The organism is Bacillus cereus, assembly GCF_007678085.1.
Taxonomy (GTDB): Bacteria; Bacillota; Bacilli; order Bacillales; family Bacillaceae_G; genus Bacillus_A; species Bacillus_A cereus_BE.
Genome location: NZ_VEDW01000001.1, coordinates 1014566 through 1030585, shown reverse-complemented (window position 1 = coordinate 1030585; position 16020 = coordinate 1014566). Strand labels below are relative to the sequence as shown.

The window sequence follows — 16020 nt, the reverse complement described above, 5'->3', positions numbered from 1 at the left end:
GCCTCGGTGAACTGTGAAGTTACGTTTTTCTAGTCGAACCCAGAACCTCTAAATAATGCTGATTGTACATAATCCCTAGGATGTTCCCAAAGGGATCGACCACGGAAGCAGTAATAAAACCCTCGCCACGCTCTGTGGGTGCCTCGTATTCTATCGCTCCCATAGACAGCAGATTTTTGAAAGTTGCTGTTACATTATCGACGTGCCAGTACACTACAGCACCGGCCGGTCCGGTCGCTGAACCATCGGGCGCATAGCAGCTATCAATCAGCCCCAACTCATGCTGGTAATCGCCAAGCCGAAACTCGATATATCCTAGACGTTCAAAGTAAGGTTCGATGCCCAACAGTTCGGCGTACCACTTCTTTGCCGCTGCTAGATCATCCGCCCAAAAACTGACTGTGGTTAATCCTCGTAATGTCTGTGTGTCACTCATAATCGATTTCCTCCTTAATGTTGAGTAGTACGTCCCGATGCTATACTAAATAACAGCTTCTGAATTAACTTCGATTTACTTATGAATATTCCTTTCTATTATTCAAGAAAATGGCCCTTTAACCGAATAAAATGACTGACATTTTTAAACACCTTTATTGTCCCTCCGTGTTTCTATAATACATTTTCAAATGAAAAATATACTATTTCCTATCGCTCCAGCTAAAGCCATTCTTATGAAAATATTGGATAAAATAAAAAAGTGGTCTACTCATAGTTGAGCAGACACTCTTTTCTACTTCACATACACATAGGCTTCATTTGCAATTATATTGTATGTTTTTCCTTCGCTATTGTGAAATATACGCCTAAAAAGCGTACCCCAAGAGAAAATATTATTTAAAATGAGAATATTTTTCTTCAACTATTTTTTGTTGATCAATGCCACAACAAGTAGTTCCCTCTACTATCTCTTAAATTTAGCATAGTTTGTATAAATTCTACATCTAATACAAAGCTCACTATCAAATAAAAATAAAATAGTAGGTTAATAAACAAGCATTCTTTTTACTAAAACATAGAATAATATGAACCCTAATCGAAGGGAGGTATAAAAGAATGTCCTGGAATAATGATTGCTGGAGTTCTAAGAAAAAGCAATGTTGTGACGATTGGTGGGAATCCAAAGAAAAACACCATTGTGATGATGATTGGTGGAAATCTAAAGAAAAACACCATTGTGATAATGATTGGTGGAAATCTAAAGAAAAACACCATTGTAATGATGATTGGAAGTTTAAGCGAAATAAGTGTCGTTGTAATTGTTTCTTTATTTGTTGCCATTGCAGAAAGAAACATTGGTAAGTTTTTCAGTGCCAGCTTAAAGGCAAAGAATATGTCTTTTGGGCTGATAAATACTAGATTATAGTAATTAAAAAGACTGTCTCTAAATGAGATGGTCTTTTCTATTTACGTCTTACATTTCTCCTAAACAGCCATAGATTACTGTCGAATCTCCCCCTCCTACTCTTCGCATAGCATATACTAAAAAGGAGGTACGTACTTAATATGTCAAACTATTATTACGACCGTTCACATAAGTGCTATCGTAAGAAACGTAAAAAGTGCGATTGTCATTGTGAACTTCGCAATCAAACGTTATCATCAGGTCCTTTATTCCGTAATGCTGCCGCTGATTTTATTCAAGTTTCTGCACTTAATCAAACAGACGAACCGCAAACTGTAACTATAGCTGTTCAGAATTACCAAGATACGTGTGATGGTGATGTTTATCCTTCTTATGGATATCTTTGTGGGGAGTTAATTAACGATGATACTGGAGGTTCGGATGATACTGTGCGAAACGGTAACGGTGGATGTATCTATTGTGAGCCTGAGGGAATAATCTCGTTTATTGGTTCATCTTCTCGCTCCTTTACTAATTAAATCTTCTTCTGAATACGAGAATATATTATATACCCCACAGTCATCTTCAGGGCAGTACAAACCGTATTCATGAGGTTTCGGTTGAGATTTCCTACTAAATAATTTTGCACCTACTTTGTTTTCATCAAGCAAATTTACTTCATAATCTCGATTTAATAGGATTCCCATAAATACAGTACCATCCTATTTCCTTATTACATTCTTTACATTTAATTTTTCCTTATACTTTATCACTCATCGTTACTTCCCCTTTTATTATGTATATCCAATTATGTCTAGGTTCCTGGACTCCTATGAGATAACTTTACCACCCGACACATAAATCGTACAAATTGAAAATGACGTTTTGGGGAATTTTATGAAAAAACATTTTGTATCACCAATCAACCTAGCAAATTTACAAGGCTCAATAAGAAACACAAAAGCCACGATACAAATGCACCGTGGCTGAATATATACATGTAATTGGTCTTTTCATTCTCCGTCCATTCCGACCGAGTAACGTTTTGATAAAGGGGCACGCTATCCCCACACTATTCTTTTTTCAAAGAACTGTATAGGTATAGCGTAATATTGACTTCACTTTGAAAAACCCCCGAAAATGTCCCCAAATTTGTTCCCGATTTTATCATTTAACTCTCCTTATTAACTCATAACCCTTGGGCTAAAACACTCAAAAATGACTTCCTACAAACAACTATTTCTTGATAAGCCCCTCTTATGTCCAGGCACCTTAAATACAAATTGCCAATACTTTATACAGTACAATTTTATTACAAGAAGGGATGTTATTTATATGTTTAGTTTTGATAGAGCTATACCACAGCTGACTATGCATCCTGGGGGTTTCGCTAGTCAATTCTCCCCAGGAATGCAAATTACTGTTACTATACCCGGATCCCCTCCGATTTCAGGAACTTTAATTCAGATAATCCCCCCTAGCACAGCTAAAATCCAGCTTCAAAATGGGAGTATACAATTAGTCGATATACATCAAATATCTACAGCTTCACCTGGCATCGGTGGCGGTGGCGGTTGGCCTGGTGGTGGTTTCCCTAGTGGCAGTGGTTGGCCTGGTGGTGGTTTCCCTAGTGGCGGTGGTTGGCCTGGTGGTGGTTTCCCTAGTGGCGGTGGTTGGCCTGGTGGCGGTTTCCCTGGTGGCGGTTTTTTCCCTGGTGGTGGCGGTGGTTGGATAGGCGTTGGCAGTTTGCCAGGCGGCGGCTTTGTTATCTAATTCCCCAAAGATAGCCTTTACTTTACACACCCACGTTTTTATAATTTAATATCAAATAACAATTCAATTGATTAGCCTTGTTTTGATGGCAAGGCTAATCAATACCATACATTCACACATAGCATTAATAAAATAAAGCAGAACAATCTCATCTTAACCAATTTATTTTAATAGCGCAAAATGCAAAATTTCATTTCTTTTACTTCAAAACCAAGTTTATATAATCCCCAAAGCTGTAGCTATCAACCGAATAGCATTTTTTTTATTCTCATAAAAATTATCACGTCTCATCATCAATTCGTTATAAACATAGGAATCTTTGACTTTCTCATTCCCTAAATACTTTAACTCAATAATCTGTCGCTGATCTTCATCAAGAGCATAATGTAATGTCCGTTCAATTTGTTTAAAACGTACCTCATGATTCTTATCGTCACCTTTCATTTTAGGAAAAAGAACAACACACCCAACTTGAGCCTGTTCTTCTTGATTCTTCATCCGGACACACAATGCTTTGTAGTTTTTCAGCTCCTTCACCACAAGTCTACGCATCTCCTTTTCATCGATGTCTTCAAAAAATGACAATTGATTCATACGATACGGTTCCCCTCCGTTCGATCTACTCTATTGAACTTTTACTTCATTTCCTTTTTGCATTCTTCAAGAAAATCAATAACTTCTTGAGTCTGCACTCCTGTAGAAAGCAATTCCATCACTTCGCCTTCTGTGTTATAAACACGAAGCGTTCTATTCTTAAACTCCATACCTAACATCCCGTCATCACCTAAAAGCTTTGTGTTATTCTCTATATCCATTCCCCTTTGTATTAAAATGAAATTTTTGTTTAATTTATAAAATAAAAATGCTTGTCCACTTCAACCCATTCACCATTGAATATTATCTAGCCACTATAATTGTATAATTCTTCTTGCATTTTCCGTTCGCTTCGATACGTTCTTTTATTCCCCTCAATAATCCTTGCGCTTTTATATAATTGCTTGCCGGCTTCATGATTTGCTTTTTGCAACCTTCACCTCCTATGACGAGCAATCGTAAGAGGTGAAGTTGTGAATGAAGAAAATATTATTTTACGTCGAGCTATTGTTGAATCAGGTTTAATTTCTTCAACACTCCCGCCTATTTCTCGTCATTCACTTTACCAACAGAACCAACAGGAGCAACAGGAACAACAGGTTCAACTATATTGATTCAGGAAGCGGTCCCCTTATATATTAAACGCTTTTTGGATTGAACCCATGTTCCTTACATATTATGGAATAGGTTTATATTTGTGACATAAGGGCTTGCGTTTTTATTTTTTTTAATTTTCAAGGGCTTTTTTCTTATACTTGTGTGTTAACCACTTCATAAGTTGTAGAGTGTAAGTGGGTGAATAAGTGATAAGGATGGTGTAAAAATGAGTAAATTTGAAAAGAAATTTCACATTCCGTGTGATTGTTTTCTCCCCCCTGTACCCCTACCTCAAATTGGACCGACTGGGCCAACTGGACCAACTGGAGCAGGAGCGACTGGACCGACGGGGCCGACTGGACCGACGGGGCCGACTGGACCAACCGGGCCACCAGGAGGACCGTCAGGAGCGACTGGACCAACTGGACCAACTGGAGCGACGGGACCGACTGGGCCAACTGGGCCAACCGGAGCGACTGGGCCAACTGCTGTAGGATGTTGTCCATGTAATAATGTTCTTAACAACCCTGGATTTGACATACCACCTATAGGAGTAGATCCAGTTCCAGGTTGGAATCAAGCCGGTTCTGTTTCAGAAGTAGGTTTTCCAAACGTTCATAGTGGTCGTTTTCTGCCAGATGGATCATTTAGTCTCTTAGCTGCATCAATTGGTCCAGGTGGAAGTATTAATCAAACAGTTGATGTTGACGAAGGTTGTTGTTATACATTTTCATTTGCTGCAGATGTAAGGGATGGTGCATTTCTTATAGCTTCTGTATCTTTTCCAGAACTTGGGCAAGCATGTCCCCCAGCCCCTGCAACTCTTGGTCCATCAAACATTCCACATATTGTACCAGTTATGAATCAACCACAATCTCTTTTCCAACATTATGTTCTTGTTGTGTGTATACCCGCTACTGTGACTATAGCTTGTATTTCTTTCCAAAATACTGCTACAGGTGGTGAAGGCGCAACAGCCTTTGTTGACAATGTTGTATTTCAACCTACTGGTGGACCTTGCACTTCATGTTCACAAAATTTTTAACACATTAATACGCTTGGAAATTTCCTTTTTCCTGACGAATACAACAACTATTAAAGAGGGCCTTCTGGCTCTCTTTTTATATTAGGAATCATCATAATCTGTCCCCTCAACTATGACTCCACTCACTATATATTCACTAATAAACCATTGGTTACTCTTCATTTCATTCCAATAACTATTTCACATTAAATCCGCACACCCCTCAGAAGCATACATACGATATTATGCGGTATTCTTTTTCAATATCAGTGTTTAGACGAGAGTACCTTGGATGGTACTCTTTAATTTTCAAATAACTATTTTATTAAATTTTACATATACAATCGCTTGTCCATTTCACTTTGCTTTATCATTGCATTTACTATTAGTAATACGAACTTTTAGAGGTGAATTATATTGGACGAGTTTTTATCTTCCGCTGCATTTAATCCGGGTTCTATCGGACCTACACTTCCACCTGTTCAACCCTTTCAATTCCCTACAGGTCCCACTGGTTCAACTGGGGCTACGGGTAACACCGGACCTACCGGAAGTACAGGTCTCACAGGAACAACAGGGCCAACCGGACCTACGGGTAGTACTGGATTCACTGGTTCAACAGGATTTACTGGTGTAACTGGACCCACTGGTGACACCGGACCTACGGGAGCAACGGGTATCACAGGACCCACTGGTATTACTGGTCCTATCGGGCCGACTGGGCCGACTGGATCACTATCAGTAGCTTACGGAACTTTTTGGCAAACAGAAATCATTACAGTCTCTTTCGAATCCCCTTTTTCTTTTAATCAGGCTGACCCTATGGTAGGGGGAATTTCTCTGTTAAATCCAACCACAATTAATATCACACAAGCTGGGGATTATCGGATTTCCTTCATTTCCTCGATTAACTTGACTGTAGCCCTTTCATTCCCTTATTCGCCTACCATTTCTATACTATTAAATAACAGTCTGATTCCAAATTTCAAAGCTACTTTCGGTCTTTTAATACAAGATTCAGAGGATGTAGATTGCGCTCAACTCATTGGGGACACTATTTTATCAGTCCCAGCCAATTCAACACTTCAACTTATTAATAATAGCTTTGTAGGCGACACAGACATTCGTACATGCGATAATGGAATAAATGCTTTGGAATTAAACATTATCAAATTAAACTAGTACAAAGAATACACACAAAATCAAAAAAACTTTATAAAATATTTTATATTCTTTTCTTTTTAGAATGGATAGTCTTTACAGAGCACTTTCCCAAGTGCTCTTACATTTTCAATTAAATACGAGAGCGGATTTTATTATTTTGTACAAGCACTCTATTCTTTTTTTAATAAAATATACAGATATCTCAAAGAAAGGAGAGCGACATAAGTATGGCTGATTATTTTTATAAAGATGGTAAAAAACATTACAAAACACAATCTTATTCTCACTATCAAAAAGACAACTGTTTTATCGAAACCCATACAATAACTGGTTCGAATACAGCTTTAAATTTCAGCGTACCAGCTAACACTACAAGAACTGCTTTTGAAGATTTTACCAATAACCACAATAAAACATTACTTGATCTTCGCATTCCCGGTACTTCCCAACCAATTGAAGTAACTATCCGAACAAGAAGTTCTCGTCTGCCGATTAATGTAACAATAGTTGCAGGTGAAACCAGGGTATTCCAAGTAGAGGATTTCCATAGCCTCACTCTCACAAATAACACTAATATCAATAGTAATATTGGTATATTCATTCAAAAAACATTTTGTATCTGTTGCAATAATCAAAATGATTCTCGTAACAAGTATTATAAAGAACAATCAAATTCTCACTATCAAAAAGATAACTGTTTCATCGAAACTCATACCGTAGCTGGTTCAGAAACTACCCCAACCGAAAATACACCTTTAACTATTATCGTACCCCCTGACACTTCAAGAAGAGTTTTTGAAGATTTCACTAATAATCACAACAAAACATTACTTCAAATATCTGTTCCCGAAGATGTCTCCCCCATCGATGTCACTATTCAAACAAGAAAATCTCCCACACCAATTATCGTGACTCTAGCTACAAATGAAACAAGAGTATTCCAAGTAGAAGATTTTCAAAGCCTTACTCTCACAAATAATACCGAATCCCTTAATTTCATTGAAGTATTGATCAAAAAAACATTTTGTATCTGCTGCAATAATAGGGATGATTCGTGCGATAAATATTACCGTGATTACGATTGTGAGTGTTAGGTTAATTCCCCAAAAGAATCCTTATAAAGGGTTCCTTTCCTTTCATCTCCTCATTTTGTATTAGAATTGCGTTTTTGTTCATTTTTTTGATACATTTATGAAACATTCATGTGTTATCTTCAGTACGTTCTTTTCTTTTTATAATGTCGTGTGAGATATACCATGACTTGAAGCCCTAGCCCCCTAATCCTAGGGCTTCTTCATATAATAAGAATTTTAGTAAAAATAAATTCACTATTTATTTGCAAAGTCCATATACTTATACGGACTATAAAAATACAAAATATAGTTCTTGGTCCGAGAGCACCGTTAGGGCAAATGGTGCTCTTTTTAATTCAAATAACTATTTTGTTATATTCCTTACACTTTTAAATGAGACAAGCATATGTTGTAGTATAGTGTTTCATCAATTATATACACTTCCTTTTTCAAGAGTACATATTCGATATGTACTCTTTTTGCATCACTATAAAATAACGCTTTTGTTTAATTTTCAAAATACAACTGCTTGTCCAGTTCACATTGCTCTATCCTTGCATTTACTATTAGTAATACGAATTTATTAGAGGTGAAATTATTATGGACGAGTTATTATCTTCTGCTTTAATAAATCCCGATTTACTTGGACCTACCTTACCAGCTATTCCACCATTCACACTGCCTACTGGGCCTACTGGATTTACTGGGCCTCCTAGTGATACTGGGCCTACTGGACCTGGATGTATAGAACCCCTACCAACTTTCACTCAAATCGTCTATGTAAACAAAGCTGGTAATGATGCTACTGCTGATGGTTCTGAATGCGCACCATTTTTAACAGTGACTGCAGCAATGGCATCAATAACAGATGCTATAGCACCATTTCCGGATCCTTTAAATATTATGCTATCTCTATTGGACCTGGCAACTATATCGAACCATTAATTCATTTAAAAGCTAACGTTCAACTAGTAGGAACTAGTACTTTATTGACTAGATTACAAATTCCTTTCGATATAAATGATCCGTCTTGGTTTGATTTGAACTTTTCCCAGGATCCTAGATCTGGGTTTGTTAATCTGACATTACTAAGTGGGCCTCTTGATTTTAATTTTCAAACAGCGCAAAGTGTTTCAGGTAAATTATTCTTTGTTAGCGTTAATATAACCCCTACTCCTGTATTCACAGCTTTATCGACCTCTGTAAATCAAGTCAATATCCGTGATTCAATGTTATCCGCTGGTTATACTCAAAATGGAATTAACATGGCAATGTTTGCTTCGTTCGTTTCTAGTGGCACTATTACTATTAATTCGCAAGCAACCACAGATACCCAAGTCAATTTAGTTGGTGGAGGAATAAATGGTAATGTCATTATAAATGTGCTACCTGGTCATATTCCAATTGACCCCTTAAATTTAACCAGTTTTGCTATTACAGAAAAAATCTTCAATCCCAGCCCTAATTCAGGAAATTTATTTGTAAACGGCGCTAATAACGTTATTACAAGAGTTAGAGCTACAGTTGATTCATTACCTATTCGTTCTCGAATAAACCTTATAGGAACAAATACATCTTTAATTAGAGTTGATGATGCTTTCGATTTAGCTTATACACCTATTAATCCAGCAAACTGGGCTCCGCTTCCTCCTACTACAGTACAGGAAGCTTTAGATAGAATTGCTGCATTGCTGGCAGTAACTATCGGTACTCCTTAAACATCTTAGAAAGAACTTAAATCCTAATTTAATAGGAGCTAAAGTGTTTTGAAATGTAAAAGAAAAGTCTCTTCAAATCTGATTGGAGAGACTTTTTTGTTACTAAGCAAATCCGATATTCAAAAATTAATATACATCATAAACAAATTTTATATTTCTTAACAAAATTCAAATTGTATTAAACTTTATTTCCATCATTATTTTTTGCATAGCCGCTATTTTATTTTCCTCTGCTCTAAAACCAAAAATAACAAACGATGGCTGCAATTCGATTTCCTGTATTTCACCTGCACCTTGCTTTTCTTTTAACAACTCATAATATTTAAACTCGGCTTCTGAATCATAGATACAACCATCTAGCTCAACCTTTTTATTGTTATATTTACTCATAATTTTTCTCTTTCGCTTCACTAATTAACTGAGTGATTTCATATACTGCATTTTGTGGCCATTCCATTTCCCTTCACCCCTTGAATATTTTTCAAAAATCAATACATACTATTTTCAAGCCGCTTAATCCACGGCTGGTACTTCTTTCTTTTATTACAGTAGTAGGCAGGGAGGTTCTTCACTTATCTGCTTTCTCTGTATATTTTTGAAAATAACGAAACGAATACTTACATGCGGTTTGAACTAGCAGCTTCACTATTCTTGTAATGGGAAAGCAGTTTATCACAATTGACTAACTGGCAGACAACCAAAATTGTTGTCTGCTTTTTATATGGGATTTTTCAGTTTGCATATACTACTTTGAGCCAGTTACCATTGCAAGCCATTTTAGTGCTTCTTTTTCTCACTTTAAATTTTGATTATTTTTCTTGCTATGTAACACAAATTAAATTGTACTGTATGAAACACTCCTAACATAGTTAAAATCACTTGTTTCAATGGTCAAATTTATACTAGAGGGTACTCATATCCAACAGTTTAAGTAAAATAAACGCTTCAAAACCATGAAATTAAGAAATGAATATTCTCCAGAACAAAAAACAAGAAGGTTTCTTTCAAAATCTACGGAATTTGTATTCTGAGGGTATTCACATTTGTTAACTTGATGGGCAAGGGCTATTATCTATATTTTCGTTTTTCATGTCATAAATAAAAATACCAATCGTTATTGACTGGTATTTTAAAGCCCATGTTTATTAATTGAGAAATGTAGTATTTATTACTTTCCAGTCTTTTAGTTTAATGAAAACCAAAAATGAGTAGATTCCTAGAGTGATAATTTATAAGAACAACCATTTTATCCAAGTACCAAAAAAGCCAACAACAAAAACATTAAATTTCATACGGTGCCCGTTAACTACTTTATGAATTATTTTCCAACTGTAATCCATACATAAATCCCAAGAGTATAGAACATAAAAAGCCATTTGATTGTTGATTTGAAATAAAGTCCCAAAATTAAAGAGTGTAACATGTGTTTTGATTATATTCTTTTATAAAAATTATATAATACTTCATAAATGGATTCATTTTTCTCTTATCAATATTCATACGTTACAATAGTACCAGTTGTATCAGTAGTACCACTAAAACCACCAAAACAATTAGAACAACCACCACAACTGCCACATCCACCGCAACCTCCGCAGCCGCCACAACCAAAACAACCGAAGCAACCAATACAACGGAATCCACCGCAACGACCGCCACATCCACCATAGCCGCCACAGCGACGAGCAGCATCTTCAATATAATAATATGTATATTGGTTTTGCTGGTCCCAATATACAACATTTCCAGACTGGTAATCATTAAGGCTTAACGCTTGTAATTCTTGTTGAAACTGATTCATTTTCATGACCTCCGTTTATTAACTTTAAACCTTTCGACGCTTTCCTATATTTCTGTTTGTTAAATCTTAGTAGAAATAGGGTTATAAATTGAAGCTTTAATCAGCGGGGGTTTTCTTCATCCCCCACTGATTATTAGCCCTCACCAATCGGACTTTTATGGGTAGCCCGAACCCCACCTAATTTCTTTGCTTTCGCTGAATTTTGAGGTGGGGGTCTTACTGCCCATTAAAGCGGGATAAATTGAAAAAAGACGCACTTAGATTGATGCGCCTTTTGCAATACCTCTTCTCTTTATCCTATTACGTTTTTCTCTTCTGTACTTACCGGCCACTTTTCTAATGTATAAGCCATTTCCCAAAATGAATATTCATATTGACTACTAATAATAAAATGCTGTTTCATTCGCTTACGGTCAGACTCTGTCACCTTTTCAGCGATAGTATCTAATCGTGTAATTTGCTCTTCAACTAATGTACGGAACCAATCAGATCCATAAGCAGAAATCCATTCGTTATAAATTGGCTCTTCTGGCTGACACTCTTTTAAACGTTCACCAATTTCATAATACAACCAATAGCAAGGTAAAATGGCTGCAATGATATCACCTAAATGTCCTTCATACGCAGCACGATACATATGTGAAGTATATGCGTATGCAGTTGGAGCAGGAATAAAATTATCTTTTTCTTCTTGTGTAATCCCTAGTTTCTTCGCAAAATTCTCATGTAAAGATAATTCTGCTTCATATGTATTTTGAGCATGGTGTGCCATACGAGCAGTCGTTTCTAATTCCTGTGCTTTTGCAGCCCCTAACGTTTGTACTCTAGCAAAGTGACTCAAATAATATGAATCTTGAAGCACATAATAGCGAAAACTAGCTAAATCTAAAGTTCCTTCACCAAGTTTTTTTACAAAAGGATGATGAAAACTAGCTTCCCAAATTGAATCTACTTCTTTACGTAATGATTGTGAAAAAGTCATTTAAATCCCTCCAAGTAATTTATTTAATAGAAGTATTTATCCACAGATATTAACGCTTTAAAATAAAAAAACTTTCTTTACAGACGTAAAGAAAGTGAAATTGACAGTGTTTATTCATGAAATAGCAATGTCTTTTCCACTTCCCTACGCTGGCATTAACCAGATCAGGTACTAAGAGTCTCAAATTTCCATTTGATCTCAGCCTATTATAGGCCCCCCTAGTGGATAAATATTTAATTTTCGTATTGTATTCATCATAACATACTTCATGTTACTGTCAAAAGTATTCATGATACTGCTACTTAAAATCCTTCTTCTTTTCTTACTCTCAATGAAGTTTCAATAATCATATCTAATAGTTTACTATAATGAATACCAGCTGCATCTGCACTTTTTGGTAGTAAACTTGCTTGTGTCATCCCTGGTAATGTATTAATCTCCATTACATATGGAATACCGTCCTTCACCATCATATCAACCCTTGCATAAACGCTACATTTCAATGCTTTATAACAAGCCAGTGACGCTTTGTTTACACGTTCCTTCAGTTCAGCTGGAAGTTCGATAACTTCTTCAATTGTACTAGCATCATCATATTTCGCATTGTAATCAAAGAACTCAGCCGCATGCCGAATTGAAATGATAGGTAACTGTTTCCCATCAAAAATGGAACATGTAATCTCTTCACCTTTTATATATTTCTCTATTACTACTTCAGAATCCCATTCGAACACAGTTTTCAGCATTGAAATTAATTCGTCTTTATTGTAGACAATCTTTACTCCAACACTTGAACCACCAGAGTTTGGTTTTACTACTAACGGAAATCCTAACTTATCTAATTCATCAACATTAAGATCCTCCATTTTTGTAAGTTCAATCCAATCTGGCGTTTCTATTCCTTCATAACGTAAAATCTTTTTCGAAATATTTTTGTCCATACATATACCGCTAGATAACATATTGCTGCCGCTATAAGGAATACCTAAACTTTCAAGCGTTCCTTGAACTGTCCCATCTTCTCCGTATTTTCCATGTAATGCGAGTAGCGCAAAATCAATGTCTTTCGCTTTTTCGATTAAATCCATTTTTTCATTTAACGTAATTGGTACGATTTCATATTTATTTTTATCTAAATTTGCAATCATTTCGTTTCCAGTCATAATTGATACTTGTTTTTCAGAGGATACTCCTCCCATAATAACGCCAATTCTCATTTCCTCAACTCCAAATTTCATTTTTTATTGTATCACCAATTATTTTGATTCCCCGAACTATTTCTTCTTCTTTCAGACGAGAAAATCCTAATCGAAAAGTAGTCGCTCCTCCTCCATCAGAATAAAAAACATCTCCAGGAGAAAATGTAACCCCTTGCTCATAACACTTTTGTAAAAGAATACGTGCATGAATTTTTTCTTCTAACTCTATAAATAAATGAAGTCCACCATCACCGGTCATTCTTTGAAACGGAATGTACTCGTTACACGCCCTAACAGCTAATTCATATTTTTTCTTATAAACAGATCTTGCCTTTTTTAAATATTTTTCAAAATATCCTTCATGTAAATATTGAAAAAGAACAGCTTGATCTAAAGTAGATGTGTGAATTGTTCTTGCTCTTTTTACACTTTCTAAATGATGAATCAATTCTTTATCTGCAATGATCCAGCCTACACGTAAACCAGGGAAAAGTACCTTTGAAAAGCTACTAATATAAATCACATTATTACCAGCGCCAGCAAAAGTTAATAATGGGGCTAAATGTGAACCTGAATAACGTAGCTCTTCATTAAATCCATCTTCTATAATAGGAATTTTATATTTTGAAAATAATCTCATTAGTTCTGTTCTTTTCTCTGAACTCGTAACAATACCGGTTGGATTATGATAAGAAGGAATTAAATACGCGAAATCAAAATCCTTTTCACACAAACTTTTTTCTACTTCGTACGTATCGATGCCATCTTCATTCATATTAATTCCATGAACTTCAAGTCCATGTAAACGGAAAAGCTTCAACGCAGCATGATGTGTCGGATTCTCACAAATAACTCGCTCTGATTTTTTCGATAGCGAGGATAGTACAATGTCTAATCCTTCTGTAAATCCATTTGTAATTAATATATCTTTATTTGAAATATCTACACCTTTCATTTCCATATAATGAAGTAGATAGTTCATTAACGGTCTATAACCTTTTGCGTAGCCGTAGTTTAATACGACATCACCTTCAATGGACATACGAGTAAGAAAAGCTCTTTTGAAATTTTCCACATCAAATAGCTTTTCATCTGGAGCAATGCTGTTAAAAACAATCATTCCTTTTTCCCAGCGAACACCATGTTTCATTAAATCTAATTCATCCGCTAATAAGGTAACCGTATTAAGTTTATTTTTCCAATCTATTTCAACTGACGAAGTGTTTGAAATATCAACCTTCGCAACAAAATTCCCTTTTCCTTTAACTGCATAAATGAGTCCTTCTTGCTCTAAATCTGCATAAGCAGCGAGCACAGTATTTCTGCTCACACTTAGTAATTCACTTAGTTCCCTTGTAGAAGGAATTTTTTGATCCCCGAGCAAATGCCCTTTCATAATCATCTTTTTTAAATAGTCTTTCAATTGAATATAAACAGGACGATCTTTCACAACTTTAAAATCTTTAAACAATTCCTTACCCCCTGCAATCATTTTTGCATATTTATTACATTCTCAAAAGGTCCACTACATATGTATTTTTTATAAAGGGCGGTACGGTCTTATAGGGTGCAGCTTAAATCAATGAGAGATTCATGCCGCACATTTATTATTAACTCTCACCACTCAGGAGTTTTACTACCCGTTAATACGTGACAAATCTTTACGATATAAGTTAATTATATCTTTTAAAGCAGCTGCTGCGGCTCCGCGCGGATTAGAAGCACCACCAATTGTAGTAACTTGCCCCATCGTATCTGTAAAGAACGTAATCCCTTTTTCTGTCCCATGTACTTTTGCCAGCGGATGATCTTTATCTATTTCGCGCGGTTCCACATTAAGAGCAACATTTCCACCTTTATCCTTATATGCAGAAGCTATTAATTTAATATATTTATTATGTTCCTTAGCATTTCGAATTTGTTGTTGTGTAACATGTTCAATTCCTTTTATATGTATATCTGAAAGCGCATTTTCTGTTCTCATTAAACTGTTTGTTAAAAGTAACAATTTACATGCACTATCAGAACCACTTACATCTAATATTGGGTTCGTCTCAGCAATTCCTTTACTTTGCGCCTCTTTCAGTGCTTCTTCAAACGTAATATCTTCCTCATTCATTTTCGAGAGAATATAATTTGTAGTTCCGTTTAATATTCCTTCTATTTTTTCAATATGGCATCCAGCTAAACTAAATTGCCCAATATCAAGTGTCGGTAATGCGGCAGCAGTTGCACCACTATATCGAATTCGTACATTTGCGATTTTTGCTTCTTCATTTATTTCTCTCCAGTTTGTAACGAGTGCGCCTTTTGAAATCGCTACTATATCCATATGTTTCTCAATCGCTTGTTTTATATATTGTTTTCCTGGATTTCCGTCTTTAAGATTTGTAACAGTCGATTCCACCAGTACAGTACCACTTATGTTATCCGTTGCTCGTTCCTTCGGATGATGTTCAATATATTCTTCAATTGCAGAGCTACCGCCACCATACCTTAATAAGTGATGAATAGATAAGCCATCTTCATTATGTATTGCAACATTTCTACCTAAAACGCCACTTAAAACTAACTCTATACCATATGTTTCATATATATATGAATATTTTTCATTTAGTAATTTTATAAACTCTCTTCCTACTGTTCCATATCCTGATAATACAACTTTAATTTTCATAATATCCCCCCATATTTTTCTACCATATCCCTCTTTCAATATAATATAAAGCGCCCTCGAATTCCATCGAGAGCGC

General features: G+C 35.8%; 18 protein-coding genes, 2 pseudogenes and 1 riboswitch. Of the genes and pseudogenes, 9 read left to right on the top strand and 11 right to left on the bottom strand.

Annotation, left to right across the window (positions count from 1 at the left end):
* Positions 1 to 19 precede the first annotated feature (19 nt).
* Positions 20 to 436 (bottom strand): VOC family protein, encoded by a 417-nt coding sequence (locus tag FS742_RS05195; protein ID WP_144611469.1) that lies wholly within the window; start codon positions 434 to 436, stop codon positions 20 to 22.
* Between the two features lie 630 nt (positions 437 to 1066).
* On the opposite strand from FS742_RS05195, the gene FS742_RS05190 reads away from it, so the two are divergent.
* Together FS742_RS05190 and FS742_RS05185 are read left to right on the top strand one after the other, a co-directional pair.
* Positions 1067 to 1363 (top strand): hypothetical protein, encoded by a 297-nt coding sequence (locus tag FS742_RS05190; RefSeq protein ID WP_186327149.1) that lies wholly within the window; start codon positions 1067 to 1069, stop codon positions 1361 to 1363.
* Between the two features lie 140 nt (positions 1364 to 1503).
* Positions 1504 to 1881 (top strand): hypothetical protein, encoded by a 378-nt coding sequence (locus FS742_RS05185; protein WP_260869621.1) that lies wholly within the window; start codon positions 1504 to 1506, stop codon positions 1879 to 1881.
* Here the strand turns inward: FS742_RS05185 and FS742_RS05180 are convergent.
* Complete coding sequence (locus FS742_RS05180; RefSeq protein WP_098520631.1) at positions 1855 to 2049, bottom strand: hypothetical protein; 195 nt, start codon at positions 2047 to 2049, stop codon at positions 1855 to 1857. The two genes, FS742_RS05185 and FS742_RS05180, sit on opposite strands and share 27 nt — an antisense overlap.
* Before the next feature lie 628 nt (positions 2050 to 2677).
* Here FS742_RS05180 and FS742_RS27485 point away from each other — a divergent pair.
* Entirely contained in the window at positions 2678 to 3115 is a 438-nt protein-coding gene (locus FS742_RS27485; protein ID WP_186327148.1) for a hypothetical protein, read from the top strand.
* A gap of 216 nt (positions 3116 to 3331) precedes the next feature.
* Here the strand turns inward: FS742_RS27485 and FS742_RS05170 are convergent, their stop codons facing one another.
* The 3 genes from FS742_RS05170 to FS742_RS27900 all read right to left on the bottom strand — a co-directional run bounded on the left by FS742_RS05170 (position 3332) and on the right by FS742_RS27900 (position 4142).
* A complete protein-coding gene (locus FS742_RS05170; protein ID WP_144611467.1) occupies positions 3332 to 3709 on the bottom strand; it encodes an ArpU family phage packaging/lysis transcriptional regulator in 378 nt (125 codons plus the stop codon).
* A 41-nt stretch (positions 3710 to 3750) separates the two neighbouring features.
* Complete coding sequence (locus FS742_RS05165; protein ID WP_144611466.1) at positions 3751 to 3930, bottom strand: hypothetical protein; 180 nt, start codon at positions 3928 to 3930, stop codon at positions 3751 to 3753.
* A gap of 86 nt (positions 3931 to 4016) precedes the next feature.
* On the bottom strand, positions 4017 to 4142 hold the full coding sequence (locus FS742_RS27900; RefSeq protein WP_260869620.1) for a hypothetical protein: 126 nt from the start codon (positions 4140 to 4142) through the stop codon (positions 4017 to 4019).
* A 40-nt stretch (positions 4143 to 4182) separates the two neighbouring features.
* Between FS742_RS27900 and FS742_RS27480 the strand changes: the two genes are divergently transcribed.
* The 6 genes and pseudogenes from FS742_RS27480 to FS742_RS05145 all read left to right on the top strand — a co-directional run.
* The gene (locus tag FS742_RS27480) at positions 4183 to 4323 is read left to right on the top strand and encodes a hypothetical protein (RefSeq protein ID WP_186327147.1); all 141 of its coding nucleotides are present in this window, start codon (positions 4183 to 4185) and stop codon (positions 4321 to 4323) included.
* Positions 4324 to 4532: 209 nt separating this feature from the next.
* Entirely contained in the window at positions 4533 to 5351 is an 819-nt protein-coding gene (locus tag FS742_RS05160) for a collagen-like protein (RefSeq protein ID WP_144611465.1), read from the top strand.
* 396 nt (positions 5352 to 5747) lie between these two features.
* Positions 5748 to 6512 (top strand): exosporium leader peptide-containing protein, encoded by a 765-nt coding sequence (locus tag FS742_RS05155; RefSeq protein WP_144611464.1) that lies wholly within the window; start codon positions 5748 to 5750, stop codon positions 6510 to 6512.
* A gap of 209 nt (positions 6513 to 6721) precedes the next feature.
* Positions 6722 to 7588, top strand: a complete 867-nt coding sequence (locus FS742_RS05150; protein WP_098520628.1) for an exosporium protein D — start codon at positions 6722 to 6724, stop codon at positions 7586 to 7588.
* A 579-nt stretch (positions 7589 to 8167) separates the two neighbouring features.
* A pseudogene (locus FS742_RS28255) lies at positions 8168 to 8227 on the top strand (exosporium leader peptide-containing protein); the annotation flags it as partial.
* Positions 8228 to 8242: 15 nt separating this feature from the next.
* A pseudogene (locus FS742_RS05145) lies at positions 8243 to 9285 on the top strand (hypothetical protein); the annotation flags it as partial.
* Positions 9286 to 9453: 168 nt separating this feature from the next.
* On the opposite strand, the gene FS742_RS05140 reads toward FS742_RS05145, so the two are convergent.
* The 6 genes from FS742_RS05140 to FS742_RS05110 form a co-directional block, all read right to left on the bottom strand.
* Complete coding sequence (locus FS742_RS05140; RefSeq protein WP_098520626.1) at positions 9454 to 9675, bottom strand: DUF1064 domain-containing protein; 222 nt, start codon at positions 9673 to 9675, stop codon at positions 9454 to 9456.
* A gap of 1099 nt (positions 9676 to 10774) precedes the next feature.
* Positions 10775 to 11086 (bottom strand): heterocycloanthracin/sonorensin family bacteriocin, encoded by a 312-nt coding sequence (locus FS742_RS05130; protein WP_144611463.1) that lies wholly within the window; start codon positions 11084 to 11086, stop codon positions 10775 to 10777.
* Between the two features lie 292 nt (positions 11087 to 11378).
* Positions 11379 to 12068 (bottom strand): thiaminase II, encoded by a 690-nt coding sequence (tenA, locus tag FS742_RS05125; RefSeq protein ID WP_144611462.1) that lies wholly within the window; start codon positions 12066 to 12068, stop codon positions 11379 to 11381.
* Positions 12069 to 12192: 124 nt separating this feature from the next.
* Positions 12193 to 12298, bottom strand: a riboswitch (TPP riboswitch).
* A 72-nt stretch (positions 12299 to 12370) separates the two neighbouring features.
* Complete coding sequence (ddlB, locus tag FS742_RS05120) at positions 12371 to 13285, bottom strand: D-alanine--D-alanine ligase (protein ID WP_144611461.1); 915 nt, start codon at positions 13283 to 13285, stop codon at positions 12371 to 12373.
* A gap of 4 nt (positions 13286 to 13289) precedes the next feature.
* Positions 13290 to 14738 (bottom strand): MocR-like pyridoxine biosynthesis transcription factor PdxR, encoded by a 1449-nt coding sequence (pdxR, locus tag FS742_RS05115; protein WP_144611460.1) that lies wholly within the window; start codon positions 14736 to 14738, stop codon positions 13290 to 13292.
* Between the two features lie 165 nt (positions 14739 to 14903).
* The gene (locus tag FS742_RS05110) at positions 14904 to 15944 is read right to left on the bottom strand and encodes a homoserine dehydrogenase (protein ID WP_186327146.1); all 1041 of its coding nucleotides are present in this window, start codon (positions 15942 to 15944) and stop codon (positions 14904 to 14906) included.
* Between the last annotated feature and the right edge of the window lie 76 nt (positions 15945 to 16020).

Coding starts and splice junctions, on each gene's coding strand:
- FS742_RS27485 (WP_186327148.1), top strand. CDS start 2,678: ATGTTTAGTTTTGATAGAGCTATACCACAGCTGACTATGCATCCTGGG.
- FS742_RS05165 (WP_144611466.1), bottom strand. CDS start 3,930: ATGGATATAGAGAATAACACAAAGCTTTTAGGTGATGACGGGATGTTA.
- FS742_RS05160 (WP_144611465.1), top strand. CDS start 4,533: ATGAGTAAATTTGAAAAGAAATTTCACATTCCGTGTGATTGTTTTCTC.
- FS742_RS05170 (WP_144611467.1), bottom strand. CDS start 3,709: ATGAATCAATTGTCATTTTTTGAAGACATCGATGAAAAGGAGATGCGT.
- FS742_RS05190 (WP_186327149.1), top strand. CDS start 1,067: ATGATTGCTGGAGTTCTAAGAAAAAGCAATGTTGTGACGATTGGTGGG.
- ddlB (WP_144611461.1), bottom strand. CDS start 13,285: ATGAGAATTGGCGTTATTATGGGAGGAGTATCCTCTGAAAAACAAGTA.
- FS742_RS05180 (WP_098520631.1), bottom strand. CDS start 2,049: ATGGGAATCCTATTAAATCGAGATTATGAAGTAAATTTGCTTGATGAA.
- FS742_RS05185 (WP_260869621.1), top strand. CDS start 1,504: ATGTCAAACTATTATTACGACCGTTCACATAAGTGCTATCGTAAGAAA.
- tenA (WP_144611462.1), bottom strand. CDS start 12,068: ATGACTTTTTCACAATCATTACGTAAAGAAGTAGATTCAATTTGGGAA.
- FS742_RS05150 (WP_098520628.1), top strand. CDS start 6,722: ATGGCTGATTATTTTTATAAAGATGGTAAAAAACATTACAAAACACAA.
- FS742_RS05110 (WP_186327146.1), bottom strand. CDS start 15,944: ATGAAAATTAAAGTTGTATTATCAGGATATGGAACAGTAGGAAGAGAG.
- FS742_RS05130 (WP_144611463.1), bottom strand. CDS start 11,086: ATGAATCAGTTTCAACAAGAATTACAAGCGTTAAGCCTTAATGATTAC.
- FS742_RS05195 (WP_144611469.1), bottom strand. CDS start 436: ATGAGTGACACACAGACATTACGAGGATTAACCACAGTCAGTTTTTGG.
- FS742_RS05140 (WP_098520626.1), bottom strand. CDS start 9,675: ATGAGTAAATATAACAATAAAAAGGTTGAGCTAGATGGTTGTATCTAT.